The following is a 15,923-nucleotide window of genomic DNA, read 5'->3' as shown; positions in this document are numbered from 1 at the left end:
CTGCGGCCGCGGTGGCGGCCCATGGAACCGGCACGACCGGGCTCACCAGGGAGGCGGCCAGCAGGACCGGCGCACAGCCGCGGACGGCTCGGCGGACGGCCCGGCGTACGGCTGCCCGCACGGCCGGACGTACGGCCCGCACGGCCCGGCGTACGGCTGCCCGCACGGCCGGACGTACGGCCCGCACGGCTGCCCGTCCGGCCCGGCGGATGACGGCATGGACCGCTGCACGGATACGCGACGGCATCGGCGGCTCCTCGGCTGCCGCGCGCGTCAGGAGGTGGGACGCTGACGGCGGGTCAGCCAGAGCGCCCCGGCCACCCCGGCGAGCAGCACCGTGCCGCCGAGGGTGCCGAGCGCGACGGCGGAGTCCGTCGGTCCGGTCTGCGGCAGCTGGTCGTCGCCGGAGCCGCCCTGCGCACCGCTGGAGCCGTCCGATCCGCCCGTGCCGCTGCCGCCCGTACCGCCCGTACTGCCCGAACCGCCGGTGGAGCCGGAGTCCCCGCCGCCGCCCGCGGCCTTGACGTCCAGCGTCAGCGAGGGCTTGGGGCTGTTCCCGGGGGCGCAGGTGGTGGTCGTGCCCAGCGCCTTGATGGTGAGCGTGGAGGCGGTGAAGGTGACCTTTCCGCTCTTCTTGGGGGTGTAGGTACCCGACAGGTCACTGATCTTGATCGGCGTGTTGGCGGGGATGGCCTTGTCGTTGGCGGGGCCCGACACCGATACCGTGCCGCTCTCCGCTCCGCCCAGTTTGATGAGCGCGCTGGGGTGCATGGCGCCCTTGCCGAGCTCGACGGGGCTGGAGGAGACGCCCTTCTGGAAGGACATCGTGAGCTTGTAGGAGCCGCCGCTCGCGACGCTCTTGATGTCGATGGGCGATACGGCGCTCTTGTCGCCGATCGGCGTCTTGCACTTGTAGTCGACGTCCACGGTGTCGGCGTGCGCGGCCGGGGCGGTGAGCAGCACCAGGGACCCGGCCAGGGCCGCCGCGAGCGTGAGGGCGCCGCCACGGCCGGCCGGACGGCGTTGGTTGTGGGACACCACGAGATCCCCTCTCGTCAAGCGCCGCAGCCGGATGTAACTGACGGCACATCAGATTGGGCGCTGACGGTACGCCGGGGACCTTGTCAAGGGAAGACAAAGAGCACGCCGGATCGGCGTGGGGCGGGTGAAGGGTGGAGGAAAGCGGGATCGTGGCGCCGGAGCCGCGCTCTTCAGCCCGGCGCGGCCAGCTCGGCCCAGACCGTCTTGCCGGTCCCCTCCACGTTCCGCACGACCCCCCAGTCCAGGCACAGCCGCTGGACGATGAACATGCCATGGCCGCCGGGGCGTCCTGCGCGGTGCGGGGTGCGCGGCGCGGGCGTACCGGTGCCGAGGTCCACGACCTCCAGACGGAGCACTTTGGCGTTGCAGCTGACGCGCAGCTCCTCGGGGCCCTCGGCGTGCAGACAGGCGTTGGTCACCAGTTCGGAGACGACGAGCAGCACATCCTCGGCGGCGGCCCGGTGGTCGGCGGTCGCGGCCGGAAGCCACCCCCAGTCGCGCAGCGCCTGGCGGGTGAAGTCGCGGGCGCGCGGCACTGCCCCGCTGGCGCCGACCAGATGGAGTCTGCGGATCTGGCGGGCGGGACCGGCGGCCGGAGGGGCGCCGACGGTCGGGGGGGCGCCGGCCGTCGGGGGGGGCGGTGGGGAGGCCGAAGCGGCGGGGCCGTCCGGGTCCGGGCCGCGGTCGCCCGGCGGGTACGGCCGCGTGGTGCTCATCAGCGCTTCACCTCACCGATTCACCGATTCAGGGACAAGGGATACCTGATCTCTTCAACAGTTTCAGCCTGTCTCCTGCCCGGCCATAGCGTGAGAACACCCACTACTTCCGCCCCATCGATGTGACGCGGGCAACGCATCGATGACCCACCGATGACACGCCGGAAACAGGAGTGAGCTATGTCACTCGACAAGAGCGGCATCAAGCGACTCATGCACGGTAAAGACGGCATCCGCGCCCGTGATCTCGAACACCCGGGCAACGATCGGCAACATTCCGGCCAGGTGGACGCCGCCGCCCGCGGCCTCGGCCTTGAGCCGCGCGCCGAGGAGGACATTGAGCCCGGTGGAGTCGCAGAACTCCAGCTTCGAGCAGTCCACCACCAGCCGGACACGTCCCCCCTCCACGCATTTCTCAAGCGGCTCGCGCAGCACCTCGGCGGTGTGGTGGTCCAGCTCACCCACCGGCGTGACGACCGCACTCGCCCCGTGGTGCCGAACCTCGACCTGAAGCCGGCCCTTGCTGGCGCTGCCGACCATCCCGCGGTCCATCTGCGCACCTCTTCTGGCGTCTCGTTGCTTTCGATTGCGCGCATCGAACCCTACGCCTTCTACCCGCTGCTCTGGTAGCCGAACATTTCGCATAGTTCGGCAAATATGGACAACGTGGACTTGCCACTTGGTGGCCGATGCAGGTAGGCGTAGAGGGTCACACCCGCTTACGGCCCGGCTTTGGAGGCGCCGCTCACCGGAGCAGCACGTTATGGCACCGGCAGCCATATGCCGAAGAACGATGGAGGAGACTATGTCACCCCGCCTCGACGACACGCGGACCGAACCCTCGGGGAGTACTCGGACCACCGTTTCGTCGGCCCCCCTGCCCGAGCAGTTCACCCCCGACGTTGACGCCCCGGCGACCGTTGGCCATCTCTTCGATGAACTGCCGGAATTGTCCGATCTGCCGGAAATCCCGCCGTATGACACGGTGGCACCGGTGGACGCGAGGGCTCTGTCGAAGACCCTTTTCGAGCGCCTCGAGGTGCTGGAGGAAGGCACCCACGAGTACGCCTATGTGCGTAACACCCTGGTCGAGCTCAACTTGGCGCTGGTCAAGTTCGCCGCCTCCCGGTTCCGCTCCCGCAGCGAACCGATGGAGGACATCGTCCAGGTCGGCACCATCGGCCTGATCAAGGCGATCGACCGCTTCGAGACCGGCCGGGGCGTGGAGTTCCCGACCTTCGCGATGCCGACGATCGTCGGTGAGATCAAGCGCTTCTTCCGCGACACCAGTTGGTCGGTGCGCGTGCCGCGGCGCCTCCAGGAGCTCCGTCTCGACCTGGCCAAGGCCGGCGACGAGCTGGCCCAGCGGCTCGACCGCGCCCCCACCGTCGGCGAGTTGGCCAAGCGGCTGGACATCAGCCCGGCCGAGGTCGTCGAGGGCATGGCCGCGAGCAACGCGTACACCGCGAGCTCGCTGGACGCCCAGCCGGAGGAGGACGACTCCGAGGGCGCGCTGGCGGACCGGATCGGATACGAGGACCACGGGCTCGAAGGCATCGAGTACGTCGAGTCCTTGAAGCCGCTGATCGCCGACCTGCCTGCCCGCGACCGGAAGATCCTCTCCCTGCGCTTCGTGGCCAATATGACGCAGTCGGAGATCGGTGAGGAGCTGGGCATCTCCCAGATGCATGTCTCGCGGCTGCTGTCGCGCACCCTCCGTCGGCTCCGCAAGGGACTGATGATCGAGGAGTGACGCCTCCGCAGACGGATAAGGGCCCGCCCCCGGATCACCGGGACGGGCCCTTATCCGTGTGCCCCGCGCCTGTGTGTGGCTCTGCCGTGCCGTCAGATCAGGGTGCCCTCGTGCCACACCGCCGAGACCAGGGGCACGCCGGGGCGGTAGGCGAGGTGTACATGGGACGGGGCGTCCAGCAGCGCCAGATCGGCGCGGGCGCCCGGGCTGAGCCGGCCCACGTCGGTACGGCGCAGGGCCCGCGCCCCACCGGCCGTGGCGGCCCACACCGCCTCGTCCGGCGTCATCCCCATCTCCCGTACGGCCAGGGCGACGCAGAACGGCATGGAGCTGGTGAAGGACGAGCCCGGGTTGCAGTCCGGGGACAGGGCGACCGTGACGCCCGCGTCGAGCAGCCGGCGCGCGTCCGGATAGGTCGAGCGGGTGGAGAACTCCGCGCCCGGGAGCAGGGTGGCCACCGTCTCGCCCTGGGCCAGCGCGTCCACGTCCTCATCGGTCAGATGGGTGCAGTGGTCGGCCGAGGCGGCGCCCAGCTCCACGGCGAGTCGCACCCCGGGGCCGTAGGAGAGCTGGTTGGCGTGGACCCGGGGGATCAGTCCGCGCTCCTGGCCCGCGGTCAGGACGGCGCGGGCCTGGTCGCCGTCGAAGGCGCCCTGTTCGCAGAAGACGTCGATCCAGCGGGCGTGCGGGGCGCAGGCGTCCAGCATCGGGCCGGTGACCAGATCCACGTACCCGGCCGGGTCGTCGGCGAATTCGGGGGCGACGATATGCGCCCCGAGGAAGGTCACCTCGTCGGTGTGGGCACCGGCGATGGTCAGGGCGCGGGCCTCGTCCTGCGAGGTCAGCCCGTAGCCGGACTTGATCTCGACGGTCGTGGTGCCCTGGTGGCGCGCCTCGGTCACATAGCGGCCGACGTTGGCGTGCAGCACGTTGTTCGAGGCGGCGCGGGTGGCGGCCACGGTGGTGCGGATCCCGCCCGCGCTGTACGGGCGGCCGGACATCCGGGCGTTGAACTCCTCGGTCCGGTCGCCCGCGAAGACCAGATGGGAGTGGGAGTCCACAAAGCCCGGAATGGCGGCCCGGCCACCGGCGTCGACCCGGTTGTCGGTGGCGGGTGCTTTGCTGGACTCACCGACCCAGGCGATGCGGTCGCCGTCGATGACGACGGCCGCGTCCCGGATCAGGCCGAGGGGGCCTTCACCGAGGGAGGGGTCATTGGTGACCAGAGTGGCGATGTCGGTGATGGCCGTCGTGGGCGTCGCGGTCGTCATCGTGGGGGTGCTCTCCTTCGTCGGCCGTACCGGTGGCGGCCGGGTCACGGTCCGTGCAGGGCTTCGATGGCCTCGGCCAGCGCTTGCGGCACACGCGGGACGAGCTGATGGGCGCCGTCCCGTACGACGTGGCGGCCGCCGACCACGGTGTGCCGGACATCCGCGCTGGTCGCCGCGAATACGGCGGTCTCCGCGCCCAGCCGGGGCGGCGGCCCCGCGGTGCGCACCGAGTCCAGCGCGATCGTGGTGAGGTCGGCGAGCGCCCCCACCTCGATCCGGCCCGCCTCCGCGCCCCAGCCGAGCGCGGCGTGACCGTCCGCGGTGGCGGCCCGCAGCAGCTGGGCCGCGGTCCAGTGGCCCCGGGCGCGGGTGCGCAGCCGCTCGTCCAGCTCCATCGCGCGGGCCTCCTCCAGGATGTCGATCACGGCATGGCTGTCGCTGCCCAGCGAGAGCGGTGAGCCCGCGCTCTGGAGCTCGACGGCCGGGCCGATCCCGTCGGCGAGGTCACGCTCGGTGGTCGGGCACATACAGACTCCGGTGGACGCGTGGCCCAGCAGCCGGATGTCGCCCGGGGTGAGATGGGTGGCGTGCACGGCGGTGGTCCGCGGGCCCAGCACCCCGTGGTCGGCGAGCAGCCGGGTGGGGGTGAAGCCGTGTGCCTCCACACAGGCGTCGTTCTCCGCCGTCTGCTCGGAGAGATGGACGTGCAGGGGCGCCGTGTGCTCGTCGGCCCAGCCGGACACGGTCGCCAGCTGATCGACGGGGACGGCCCGCACCGAGTGGATCGCCGCGCCGATGCGGGTGTTGCCGTCGCCCTTCAGCCCGGAGACCCGCTCGGCCCAGGCCTCGGCGGTGCCGTCGGAGAAGCGCAGCTGGTGCTCGTTGGGCTCGGCCCCGAAACCGGAGGAGAGATAGCAGGTGTCGAGGAGGGTGATCCGGATACCGGCCTCGGCCGCGGCCGCGATCAGGGCCTCGCCCATCGCGTTGGGGTTGCCGTAGCGGGCGCCGCCGGGCGCGTGGTGGAGGTAGTGGAACTCCCCCACGCAGGTGATCCCGGCCATGGCCATCTCGGCGTAGACGGCTCGGGCCAGCTCGAAGTAGCTGTCCGGGGTCAGCCGGTCGGCGACGCCGTACATCACCTCGCGCCAGGTCCAGAAGGAGTCCGGCGCGCCATTGCCGCTGTCCGCGTCGCTGTCCGCCTGGGCGTTCGCCCCGTCTCCGGTCTCGCCTCCCGTTTCGCCGTCCGCCCCGCCGTCCGCCTGGACGACACCGCGCAGGGCCCGGTGGAAGGCGTGGCTGTGGGCGTTGGCCAGGCCGGGGAGCGTCAGACCACGGAGGGTGACGGATCCGGCGGGTGGCCGCGGACTCCCGGGCACCACCGCCGCGATCCGCCCATTGGCCGCGGCCACGATCACCACGTCCGACCGCACGCTTCCGTTCACCCAGGCGTGCTCCGCCCAGTACGTCTGCGCCGTCAGTGACACGCCAGGCCCTCCAGTACCTCCGCGAGTGCGGCCACACCGGCGAGGCAATCGTCCTCGCCCGCCGTCTCCGCGGGTGAGTGCGAGACGCCGGTGGGGTTCCTTACAAACAGCATGGCCGTCGGAACCGACGCGGACAAAATGCCGGCGTCGTGCCCGGCCCCGGTGGGGAGGATCGGGACGCCGCCGAGCAGGCCCGAGAGCTGGTCACGCAGGTCGTGGGCGAACTCCACGACCGGGGTGAAGGACTCCCGGGTGACCCGGACGTCCACCCCGTCGCGCTGTCCGCGCTCGACCGCGGCACGCTCGATCTCGCGGACCACGGCGGCCAGGGTCTCCTCGTCGGCCGCGCGCGAGTCCAGCCAGCCGCGGACCAGGCTCGCGATCGCGTTGACCCCGTTGGGCTCGACGCTGACCTTGCCGAAGGTCGCCAGCGCCCCGGCGAGCTTCGCCTTCTTACGGGCGGCGAGGACGGTGTTGGCGTAGGTGAGCATCGGATCGCGGCGGTCCTCGATCCGGGTCGTCCCGGCGTGGTTGGCCTCGCCGTGGAAGTCGAACCGCCAGCGGCCGTGCGGCCAGATCGCGGAGGCGACGCCCACGGGGTTCTCCGTAGCGTCCAGGGCCCGCCCCTGCTCGATGTGGAGCTCGACGAACGCTCCGATGCGGGCCAGCCGCTCCGGGTCCGGGCCGATGGCGTCCGGGTCGTAACCGGCGCGCTCCATCGCCCGGGGGAGGCTCAGCCCGTCCGCGTCGCGCAGCTCATGCGCCTGCGCGACGCTGAGCTGCCCGCTCGTCAGCCGGGAGCCGACGCAGGCCAGGCCGAAGCGGGCACCCTCCTCGTCGCCGAAGTTGACGATGGCGAGCGGTTTGGCGGGGTGGGCGCCCCGTGCCCGTAGCTCGTCGAGGGCGGCGAAGGAGGAGACGACGCCCAGCGGGCCGTCGAAGGCGCCGCCGTCGGGGACGGAGTCGAGGTGGGAACCGGTGACGATGGCGTCTCCGGCTTCCGGGTCGCCGAGCCAGGCCCATTGGTTGCCGTTGCGGTCCACTTCGTAGGTGAGGCCGCGGTTTTGGGCTTGCTCCTTGAACCAGGCCCGGCAGTCCGCGTCGGCTTCCGTCCAGGCGTAGCGGCGGTAGCCGTTCGTTGTTGTGTTACGGCCGATGGGGGCCAGGTCGCGCCACATCTCATGGAACGACGCGCCGGTCGTAATGGGTGCGCCCACGGCCGTCTCTACCTCCGTTTCGTGTGCGGGTGCCGCCCGGTGGTCGGGTTGTGCCCACCCGTTCCTCCCCCAGCTACCGCTGGGAGGTGCCCCCTCCGCGGAACGATTGCCCACAACGGTCACCTATCCGTCTCCCTCATCGGGACCCTGACGTTTCGGTCCCGCGCTACCTCGTCCGCTCGGTCGTAGCCCGCGTCGACGTGGCGGATGACGCCCATGCCGGGGTCGTTCGTCAGGACGCGGCGGATCTTCTCACCCGCCAGGGCGGTGCCGTCGGCGACCGTGACCTGGCCGGCGTGGATCGAGCGGCCCATGCCGACGCCGCCGCCGTGGTGGATGGAGACCCAGGAGGCGCCCGAGGCGACGTTGACCATGGCGTTGAGCAGCGGCCAGTCGGCGATCGCGTCCGAGCCGTCCAGCATGGCCTCGGTCTCGCGGTACGGGGAGGCCACCGAGCCGCAGTCCAGGTGGTCGCGGCCGATCGCCAGCGGCGCGGCGAGCGTGCCGTCGGCGACCATCTCGTTGAAGCGTTCGCCCGCCTTGTCGCGCTCGCCGTAGCCGAGCCAGCAGATACGGGCGGGCAGCCCCTGGAAGTGGACCCGCTCCCCCGCCATCTTGATCCAGCGGGCCAGCGACTCGTTCTCCGGGAAGAGCTCCAGGATCGCCTTGTCCGTGGCCGCGATGTCCTTCGGGTCGCCGGACAGCGCCGCCCACCGGAACGGGCCCTTGCCCTCGCAGAAGAGCGGCCGGATGTAGGCGGGGACGAAGCCGGGGAAGGCGAAGGCGCGCTCGAAGCCCGCCAGCTTGGCCTCGCCGCGGATCGAGTTGCCGTAGTCGAAGACCTCGGCGCCCGCGTCCATGAAGCCGACCATGGCCTCGACGTGCTTGGCCATCGACTCGCGCGCCCGCTGGGTGAAGTCGGCGGGCTTCTCGGCGGCGTACGAGGCCATCTCGTCGAAGTCCACGCCGACCGGCAGATACGACAGCGGGTCGTGGGCGCTGGTCTGGTCGGTGACGATGTCGATCGGGGCGTTCATCGCGAGGAGCTGCGGGACCAGCTCGGCCGCGTTCCCCAGCACACCGATCGACAGGGGGCGCCGGGCGTCCCGGGCCTCGGTCGCGAGCTGGAGCGCGTGGTCCAGGCTGTCGGCGCGGACGTCCAGGTAGCGGTGGTCGATACGGCGCTCGATGGCACGCGGATCGCAGTCGATGCAGATCGCGACGCCGTCGTTCATCGTGACCGCCAGCGGCTGGGCGCCGCCCATGCCGCCGAGGCCGGCGGTGAGGGTGATCGTGCCGGCCAGGGTGCCGCCGAACTTCTTGGCGGCGACCGCGGCGAAGGTCTCGTAGGTGCCCTGGAGGATGCCCTGGGTGCCGATGTAGATCCAGGAGCCCGCCGTCATCTGGCCGTACATGGTCAGACCCAGTGCCTCCAGGCGGCGGAACTCCTCCCAGTTGGCCCAGTCCCCGACCAGGTTGGAGTTGGCGATCAACACCCGGGGCGCCCACTCGTGGGTCTGCATGACGCCCACGGGGCGGCCCGACTGGACCAGCATCGTCTCGTCCTGCTTCAGCGTGCGCAGGGTGCGGACCATGGCGTCGAACGAGCGCCAGTCGCGGGCCGCCTTACCGGTGCCGCCGTAGACGACGAGCTTGTCGGGGTGCTCGGCGACCTCCGGATCGAGGTTGTTCTGGAGCATCCGCAGGGCGGCTTCCTGCTGCCACCCCCGGGCGCTGAGCTCTGCACCACGCGGCGCCCGTACGGGTCGCGGTCCTGTCATGGGCCAAGCCTCCCTGTGCCATCAACTGGTTCGACTGCATGGACTGCGTCGACTGGACTGACTGGATCGAGTTATTCACATCTTGATGCCGATGAATATGACTAGTCAATACCGAGGGGTTCCGCCGGGCCACGGGGTAGCGTCACCAGGTCGTGTCCCCCACGCCCGCCGAGGAGCCCTTCGTGTCCCTCCCCGCCACCCACCGCGAGGTCCGTCTGGCGGCCCTGCCCGACGGGGAGCTCACCCCCGGCCACTTCGAGGTCGTCACCGCTCCCGTCCCCGCCCCCGGCCCCGGCCAGGTGCTGGTGCGCAACCGGCTGATGAGCGTCGCCGCCGTGATGCGCCCGCTCACCCTCGCCGACCCCGACGCCTTCGGCCTACCCCAGCTGCTGCACAAGGCCGGCGAGGTGATGCGGGGCGCGGCCCTCGGTGAGGTGGTCCGGGCGCCGGGCACGGATCTCGCCCCCGGGACCCTCGTGCGCCACCGCGCGGGCTGGCGCGAGTACGCGGTCCTGAACGCGCCCGAGGTCTCGCCCGTCGACCCCGAGGTGCTGCCGGACCCCGCCGCCCATCTCTCGCAGGGGTTCACCGCCTGGCTGGGGGTGGTGCGCGGGGCCGGGGTGCGGCGCGGCGACACGGTGTTCGTCACCGGCGCGGCGGGCGGAGCGGGCTCCCTGGCCGGGCAGTTCGCCCGGCTGCACGGCGCCGCGCGGGTCATCGGCTCCACCGGCTCCCGGCACAAGGCCGACCGGCTGACGCGGGAGCTGGGCTATGACGCGGCCGTCCTCCGGGGCGCCGGATCGATCGAGGAGCAGCTGCGCGCGGCCGCCCCCGACGGCATCGACGTCCTCTTCGACACCGTCGGCGGCGAACAGCTGCGGGCCGCCCTGGCACTGGCCCGCCGCAACGCCCGGTTCGCCCTGGTCGGCGCGCTGGCCGCCCAGCTGTCCGACGACGCGCTGGCCCCGACCGCGATCAGCACCCTCGCCCTGATCACCCGGAGCATCACGCTGCGCGGCATCAGCGCGGTGGACCACCAGGACGCCATGCCCGCGTACCTGAGCGAGTTCGGCCGGGCGCTGCGCGAGGGCGCGCTCACCTACCCGTACACCCGGCTGACGGGGATCGACCAGGCACCGGGCGCGCTGTGCGAGCTGGTGGCGGGCCGCCATCTCGGGGCGGTGCTGGTGGAGCTGTAGGGCCGGGTCGGCCAGGGGCCGCGCCTCCGCGACCGCCGGCCCCGCTCCCGGAGCGCCCCACACGGAGCTGGTACGCGGCCGTTCCGGATGGTTGGCTGAAAGCATGACATCGAAAGCGGTTGCGACGGCCACCCGGCGCGAACAGGCCGTACGGGCGGCCGTGGAACAGCGGCTGCTCGGCCCGGACCAGCCCGTCGTGGGGCTGCTGGACGTGGCCGGGATCCGCTCCGCGGCCGCCGCGCTGCGCGCGGCCTTCGAGGAGGTCGTGGCGCCCGGCACGCCCATCCTGCACGCCTTCGCGGTCAAGGCCGCCGCGCTCGTCCCCGTCCTGCGGCTGCTGGCCGACGAGGGCCTGGGCTGCGAGGTGGCCAGCCCCGGCGAACTGGCGCTGGCCCGCGCGGCGGGGGTGACGCCCGACCGGATCGTCCTGGACTCCCCCGCCAAGACCACCGCGGAGCTGCGCGAGGCCCTCGACCTGGGCATCGCCGTCAACGCCGACAACCCCCAGGAGCTGGAGCGGCTCGACGCGCTGGTGGGGCACCGCGCGACCCCGCCCTCGCCGCTGGGCCTGCGGGTCAACCCCCAGGTGGGCGGCGGCAGCATCGACGCGATGAGCACGGCCACCGCGACCTCCAAGTTCGGCGTGGCCCTCCAGGACCCGGGAGCGCGCGCGTGGGTCGTGCGCGCCTTCGCCGAGCGCCCCTGGCTGACCCGGCTGCACGCGCACGTCGGCTCCCAGGGCTGTCCGCTGGAGCTGATGGCGGCGGGCATACGGGCGGCCTACGAACTGGCCGAGGAGATCAACGAGGCGGTCGGCCGACAGCAGATCGACGCCCTCGACATCGGCGGCGGCCTCCCGGTGAACTTCACCTCCGACGAGGTCACCCCCGGCTTCCGGGAGTACGCCCAGCTGCTGCGGGCCACCGTGCCCGGGCTCCTCGACGGGCGGTACAAGCTGGTCACCGAGTTCGGCCGGTCCCTGCTGGCCAAGTCCGGCCTGGTGCTGGCGCGGGTCGAATACGCCAAGTCCGCGGGCGGCCGCCCGATCGCGGTCACCCACGCGGGCGCCCAGCTCGCCACCCGTACGGTCTTCGCCCCGGACGCCTGGCCGCTGCGCGTCCTGGCCTACGACGCGGAGGGCCGCCCCAAGGCCGAGACCGGCGACGGCCCGGTCCCCCAGGACATCGCCGGTCCCTGCTGCTTCGCGGGCGACCTGGTCGCCCGCGACCGGCCGCTGCCGGAGCTGGCGGCGGGCGACCTGGTCGCCCTGCTGGACACCGGCGCGTACTACTTCTCCAACCACTTCGCGTACAACAGCCTGCCCCGCCCGGGGATCTACGGCTTCGACGCGACGAGCCCCGCCGGCGATGTGCGCTTCGCGACGGTACGGGAGCCGCAGACGGTGGACGAGATCGTGGCCGAGAGCGGTGCGAAGCATGCGCTGGGCCTGAGCCGGTTGCGGTAGGGCGCGGGGCGCCCAAGCTGGGGGCGCCCGAGCTGTGCCCAGGCTGTCGGGGCTCCGAGTCCGCCGTGCAGGTGACGCTTTCGTCTGGGCCAGCGTTGATTGAGCATCGGGGCAGGTGGGGGCGGGCGCGGTCCACGTCGCCGGCCACCGGCCGGTGGGGGCGAAGGCCGGTGGCGGCCTCTGTGACCCGGGGCCGAGGCCATTGCCGGACTGCGGGCCCCGCGTGGTCCGGTCGAGCCCGGCCACTTCCACCCGGTGGGGGTACCCCCTTCAAGAAAACACTTGATCTGGCGCAACTAATTTGTCAAACGTTTTCGAGAGGGGCACCCCAACCCCCGGCAGTCCGGATCGGCGCGAAGCCCGGGCCGGAGGGGCGCCGCAACCGGTGCCAGCCCCCCACTGACAGTCCGCCGGCGACGGGCCCCGGCCAGGGCACCCCCGCCCCCATGCTCAAAGGCGCCGAAGGCGCGAGACGGCGCGGCACACACCCACGCCGCGCACCCCGCCGGGGCAACCACGCCGGGGGGCAACCACGCCGAGGGGCAACCACGCCGGGGGGCAACCACGCCGAGGGCGGCCCCGCCGGGGCAACCACGCCGGAGGCAACCACGCCGCGACAACCCCCTCAGCGCGCAGCAGCCGCCATCGCCCGGGACCGCCTCGCGCCACCCGGCCCCGCGTCACCAGCCACGATCCCCGTCGTCTGGTAGCCGTCCACCGCCTTGCCCGCGGGCCGCCCCCGGGAGACCCGCTCCGTGCGCACCCACAGCAGCGCGTCATGCGCGCGCTCCCAGCGGCCCAGCCACAGCGCCTTGGCCCACAGCCCGGCGCCCAGCCCCGCCAACAGCAGCCCGCCCGCCGCCGGAACGGCGAAGGACGAGCCCATCGCGGCGAGGAAGGCCAGCAGCAGCCACCACCGCAGGGCGCGCCGTCGGGTCCGTACGGTCACCGCGCGGTCCTGGAGGAAGACCGCCTTGCCCGCGCGCGAGGCGTCGCGCGCCAGCTCCAGATACCGCTTGCGGCGCACCACGAACACCACGACCCCCGCGATCAGGAAGAGCGCCGCCCCGGCGAGCACTCCGATCCGGCGCCCGGTCAGCCCCGGCACCAGCGCCCCGACCCCCGCGGCCAGCACACCGGGCCACCACAGCCACCCCGCGGGAGCCCTCACTATCACCGCCACCCGTGCCAGCGCATACGCCCCGCGCCCCACGACCGACCTCCTCACACCTGGTGAATCCCGGAAGAAATCCCTGTCGAATCGAGGAATCTAGCCAGGATGCCTGAGAATTCGGTGAGAGTAACGGGGGTTGGCACACAGAGCCGACCACACGGAGCCGGCACACAGCGCGGCCGCGGCCCGCAAGCCCGGCTCACTCCACGAACAGGCCCCGCTCCGCCGCCTTCGCGTCGAACTCCTCCAGCCGCGCCTGCGCGTCCGGCAGCGCGTCGCACATCGCCTCCAGCAGCACCCGCCCCAGCAGCATCGGCGCACACGCGGTGTCGAAGGCGAGGCCCGTGCCGACCGCGGCGGGCAGCAGCAGATCGCTGTGGCGGGCGACGGGAGCGAAGGCGCTGTCGGCGACGGTGACCACGGTCAGGCCCACCTCCCGGGCGTACTCCAGACCCTCCACGACCTCGCGCGGATGCCGCGGCAGCGCGAAGCACAGCAGCGCCGTCGCGCCCGCCCGCTTCGCCGCGTCCACGCGGTCGTCGAGCATCGTGCCGCCCTCGTCGAGCAGCCGGACGTCCGGATGGACCTTGCGCGCGAAGTAGGTGAAGCCGCGGGCCTGCGCGGAGGCGGCGCGCAGGCCGAGGACCGGCAGCGGACGGGAGTCGGCGAGCAGCCGTCCGGCGCGGACGACGGGCGCGGGGTCGGCCAGCAGCGCGGCGAGGTGGCGCAGATTGTCGATCTCGGACTGCACGGCCTGCTGGTACTCGTTGTACGACCCCTCGTCCACCTCCGGCTCCGCGGGCGCGACATCGCGCAGATGCTTGCGCAGCGCCGGATAGCCGTCGAACCCGAGGGCGACCGCGAAGCGGGTCACGGACGGCTGGCTGACGCCCGCGAGCTCGGCCAGCTCGACGCTGGAGAGGAACGGCGCGTCCGCGGCCCGCCGCACCATGCAGTGGGCGATCCGCCGCTGGGTCGGGGTCAGCCGGTGGCCCTCGAAGAGCGCCTGAAGCCGGGCGGCGGTCGAGGCGCCGGAAGCGGCCGAGAGGCCCGGCACGCCCGCCGGCACCGCCGTGACGCCCTCGTCCACCCGCGTCATCCGCGCACCGCCCACCCCGTCGCTCACCCCGTGTTCCGTACTCATCACGTCCTCCTGACCCTCGTACCCTCGTCCCTCAGGCCCCTGCCAGCCGGTCGAGCAGGCGCGCGGCCACCGCCACATCCTCCGTCAACGGCCGGTCCTCCATCCGGGGATCGAGCACTTCCGACGCGAGGGCGAAGGCCACACCGGCCGGGAGCTCCGGGTCCGGCTCGAGACCGCGCTGGCGCAACGCCCTTATGGCCGCCACGAGTTCACAGCCCAGCACCAGCCGGTAGTGGTCGGCCACCCGGAGCGTCTGGCGGGCGCCGAGCGAGGCGAAACTGGCTTGTTCCTCCACCCCGCGCGAGAGCACGGCATGGCCCAGCGAGGCGGGGTGGGAGACCGCGCGCATCTCGCCGAGGGCCGCCCCCGCCGCGTATTCGAGGATCATCACGCCCGAACTCGCGGGCGCGGCGTCGCCGAGGAAGGGGCGCAGCCGGGTGAAGTCGGGTTCGCTGAGCGCGGCGAGCCGGGCGGTGGAGAGCCGGGCGGTCTGGAGCGCGGCGAGCCGGAAGTGGTCCAGGGCGAGTGCGGTGTGCGCGGCGTAGAAGTTGCCGTGGTGGTAGGCGGCCTCGTCGGTGGAGCTGATCAGCGGGTTCTCGGCGGCGGCGTTGAACTCGACGGCCAGCACCCGCTCCAGCGCGTCCGCCGCGTCCAGCGCGGGTCCGTGGATCTGCGGCAGACAGCGGAAGCCGTACGGGTCCTGTATGCGGCCCAGCGGCGGGGTGGGCCGGGGCGGGGCGCCGAGCAGGGCCCGCATCCGGGCGGCGGCCGCGACGGAGCCGGGGTGCGGCCGGGAGGCGTGGACGGGTTCGGCGTACGCCTCGTACGAGCCGCCGACCGCGATCAGCGAGAGCGCCGCCACGGCGAGCGAGGCGGACAGCAGCCGCCGCAGCTCGGCGAGGGCGAGCGCGGACTGGCCGAGGGTGAGGGCGTTGCTGCTGATGAGGGCCAGGGCGTCATTGCTGTCGAGCGTGATGGGGTCGGGGGCGCGACGGCCCGGGGCGGCCTCGGTGAGGTCCCAGGGGTGCTCGCCGACGAGCGCGAGACCGGTCTGGGCGAGCGCGGCGAGGTCCCCGGTGCCGACCGCGCCGTATTCGTTGATCACCGGGTGGGCGCCGCTGTCGAGGCCCTCCACGAGCGCGGTGACGACGGCGGGGCGCAGCCCGGCGCCGCCCGCCAGCAGCTGATTGGCGCGGACGGCCATCATGGCGCGCACCTCGCGGCCGGGCAGCGGTGCGCCGATCGCACCGGCGTGGCTGCGCAGCAGCCGCAGCCCGTGGTCCGAGTCGCCCGGGCCGACGTCCTCGGTGCGGTTGGCGCCCACACCGGTGCTGCGCCCGTAGACGCGGCCGGTGGCCGCGAGCCGGTCCGCGGTCTCCCAGGCGCGCTCGGCCAGGGCGAGCGCGGTGGGATCGGGCGCGGCGGGCCGGCTGAGCCGGTCGGCCAGACGCGCGACGTCCACGACGCGTAGGCTCCGGCCGTCCAGCGTGATCCGCGGTTCGGCGCCGTCGGCACCGTCGGCCGCCGCGTGATCAGCATCCAGCATGTGAGACAACATCCAGGGCAACCCCTCTCATACACGCCCTTTTCGGGCCAATTGCCTAGCGCTCCGTCCACATCGCGAGCAGAAGTAACCGGTGATTAACGCAGACCTCTTGACTTCTATTCACTCGACTAT

The 15,923-nt window shown here is 72.8% G+C and carries 14 protein-coding genes; 3 read left to right on the top strand and 11 right to left on the bottom strand.

Translation table 11 applies throughout. The features are described 5' to 3' along the window. The 4 genes from ABD329_RS34160 to ABD329_RS34145 all read right to left on the bottom strand — a co-directional run. Positions 1-247, bottom strand: a 247-nt coding sequence (locus tag ABD329_RS34160; RefSeq protein WP_425574411.1) for a hypothetical protein, incomplete at its 3' end; no start/stop codon positions are given. Positions 248-273: 26 nt separating this feature from the next. Further along, the gene (locus ABD329_RS34155) at positions 274-1,041 is read right to left on the bottom strand and encodes an LPXTG cell wall anchor domain-containing protein (RefSeq protein ID WP_198281878.1); all 768 of its coding nucleotides are present in this window, start codon (positions 1,039-1,041) and stop codon (positions 274-276) included. A gap of 170 nt (positions 1,042-1,211) precedes the next feature. Continuing rightward, positions 1,212-1,757 carry an ATP-binding protein gene (locus tag ABD329_RS34150; protein WP_344317374.1) on the bottom strand — a complete coding sequence of 182 codons (546 nt, stop codon included), beginning with the start codon at positions 1,755-1,757 and terminating at the stop codon, positions 1,212-1,214. Between the two features lie 183 nt (positions 1,758-1,940). Next, a complete protein-coding gene (locus tag ABD329_RS34145; RefSeq protein ID WP_198280435.1) occupies positions 1,941-2,309 on the bottom strand; it encodes an STAS domain-containing protein in 369 nt (122 codons plus the stop codon). A 253-nt stretch (positions 2,310-2,562) separates the two neighbouring features. Between ABD329_RS34145 and ABD329_RS34140 the strand changes: the two genes are divergently transcribed. Further along, complete coding sequence (locus ABD329_RS34140) at positions 2,563-3,510, top strand: RNA polymerase sigma factor SigF (protein WP_198280434.1); 948 nt, start codon at positions 2,563-2,565, stop codon at positions 3,508-3,510. A gap of 92 nt (positions 3,511-3,602) precedes the next feature. Here the strand turns inward: ABD329_RS34140 and hutI are convergent, their stop codons facing one another. The 4 genes from hutI to hutU form a co-directional block, all read right to left on the bottom strand. Then, on the bottom strand, positions 3,603-4,781 hold the full coding sequence (gene hutI / locus ABD329_RS34135; RefSeq protein WP_198280433.1) for an imidazolonepropionase: 1,179 nt from the start codon (positions 4,779-4,781) through the stop codon (positions 3,603-3,605). Between the two features lie 44 nt (positions 4,782-4,825). After that, positions 4,826-6,259 carry a formimidoylglutamate deiminase gene (locus ABD329_RS34130; protein ID WP_198280436.1) on the bottom strand — a complete coding sequence of 478 codons (1,434 nt, stop codon included), beginning with the start codon at positions 6,257-6,259 and terminating at the stop codon, positions 4,826-4,828. Beyond that, a complete protein-coding gene (locus tag ABD329_RS34125; protein ID WP_198280437.1) occupies positions 6,256-7,443 on the bottom strand; it encodes an allantoate amidohydrolase in 1,188 nt (395 codons plus the stop codon). The genes ABD329_RS34130 and ABD329_RS34125 overlap by 4 nt, the downstream gene beginning before the upstream one ends. Positions 7,444-7,601: 158 nt before the next feature. Next, positions 7,602-9,263: a urocanate hydratase gene (gene hutU, locus ABD329_RS34120; RefSeq protein WP_198280432.1), complete on the bottom strand. Its 1,662-nt coding sequence runs from the start codon at positions 9,261-9,263 to the stop codon at positions 7,602-7,604. Positions 9,264-9,445: 182 nt separating this feature from the next. Between hutU and ABD329_RS34115 the strand changes: the two genes are divergently transcribed. Together ABD329_RS34115 and ABD329_RS34110 are read left to right on the top strand one after the other, a co-directional pair. Further along, positions 9,446-10,462: an MDR family NADP-dependent oxidoreductase gene (locus ABD329_RS34115; RefSeq protein WP_344317377.1), complete on the top strand. Its 1,017-nt coding sequence runs from the start codon at positions 9,446-9,448 to the stop codon at positions 10,460-10,462. Positions 10,463-10,565: 103 nt separating this feature from the next. Further along, entirely contained in the window at positions 10,566-11,927 is a 1,362-nt protein-coding gene (locus ABD329_RS34110) for a type III PLP-dependent enzyme domain-containing protein (RefSeq protein WP_198281985.1), read from the top strand. 625 nt (positions 11,928-12,552) lie between these two features. Here ABD329_RS34110 and ABD329_RS34105 read toward each other — a convergent pair. From ABD329_RS34105 to ABD329_RS34095, 3 genes are all read right to left on the bottom strand, one after another. Beyond that, positions 12,553-13,140 (bottom strand): hypothetical protein, encoded by a 588-nt coding sequence (locus tag ABD329_RS34105; protein WP_344317370.1) that lies wholly within the window; start codon positions 13,138-13,140, stop codon positions 12,553-12,555. A 160-nt stretch (positions 13,141-13,300) separates the two neighbouring features. Continuing rightward, positions 13,301-14,245, bottom strand: a complete 945-nt coding sequence (locus ABD329_RS34100) for a MurR/RpiR family transcriptional regulator (RefSeq protein ID WP_246619208.1) — start codon at positions 14,243-14,245, stop codon at positions 13,301-13,303. A 31-nt stretch (positions 14,246-14,276) separates the two neighbouring features. After that, positions 14,277-15,803 (bottom strand): aromatic amino acid ammonia-lyase, encoded by a 1,527-nt coding sequence (locus ABD329_RS34095; RefSeq protein ID WP_425574410.1) that lies wholly within the window; start codon positions 15,801-15,803, stop codon positions 14,277-14,279. Positions 15,804-15,923 lie beyond the last annotated feature (120 nt).

This window comes from Streptomyces javensis, assembly GCF_039525925.1.
Taxonomy (GTDB): domain Bacteria; phylum Actinomycetota; class Actinomycetes; order Streptomycetales; family Streptomycetaceae; genus Streptomyces; species Streptomyces asiaticus.
Note: the sequence above shows the minus strand (reverse complement) of the source record. Positions and strands in the feature narration are given on the sequence as shown.

Coding starts and splice junctions, on each gene's coding strand:
- ABD329_RS34150 (WP_344317374.1), bottom strand. CDS start 1,757: ATGAGCACCACGCGGCCGTACCCGCCGGGCGACCGCGGCCCGGACCCG.
- ABD329_RS34145 (WP_198280435.1), bottom strand. CDS start 2,309: ATGGACCGCGGGATGGTCGGCAGCGCCAGCAAGGGCCGGCTTCAGGTC.
- ABD329_RS34140 (WP_198280434.1), top strand. CDS start 2,563: ATGTCACCCCGCCTCGACGACACGCGGACCGAACCCTCGGGGAGTACT.
- hutI (WP_198280433.1), bottom strand. CDS start 4,781: ATGACGACCGCGACGCCCACGACGGCCATCACCGACATCGCCACTCTG.
- ABD329_RS34125 (WP_198280437.1), bottom strand. CDS start 7,443: ATGTGGCGCGACCTGGCCCCCATCGGCCGTAACACAACAACGAACGGC.
- hutU (WP_198280432.1), bottom strand. CDS start 9,263: ATGACAGGACCGCGACCCGTACGGGCGCCGCGTGGTGCAGAGCTCAGC.
- ABD329_RS34110 (WP_198281985.1), top strand. CDS start 10,566: ATGACATCGAAAGCGGTTGCGACGGCCACCCGGCGCGAACAGGCCGTA.
- ABD329_RS34100 (WP_246619208.1), bottom strand. CDS start 14,245: ATGAGTACGGAACACGGGGTGAGCGACGGGGTGGGCGGTGCGCGGATG.
- ABD329_RS34095 (WP_425574410.1), bottom strand. CDS start 15,803: ATGTTGTCTCACATGCTGGATGCTGATCACGCGGCGGCCGACGGTGCC.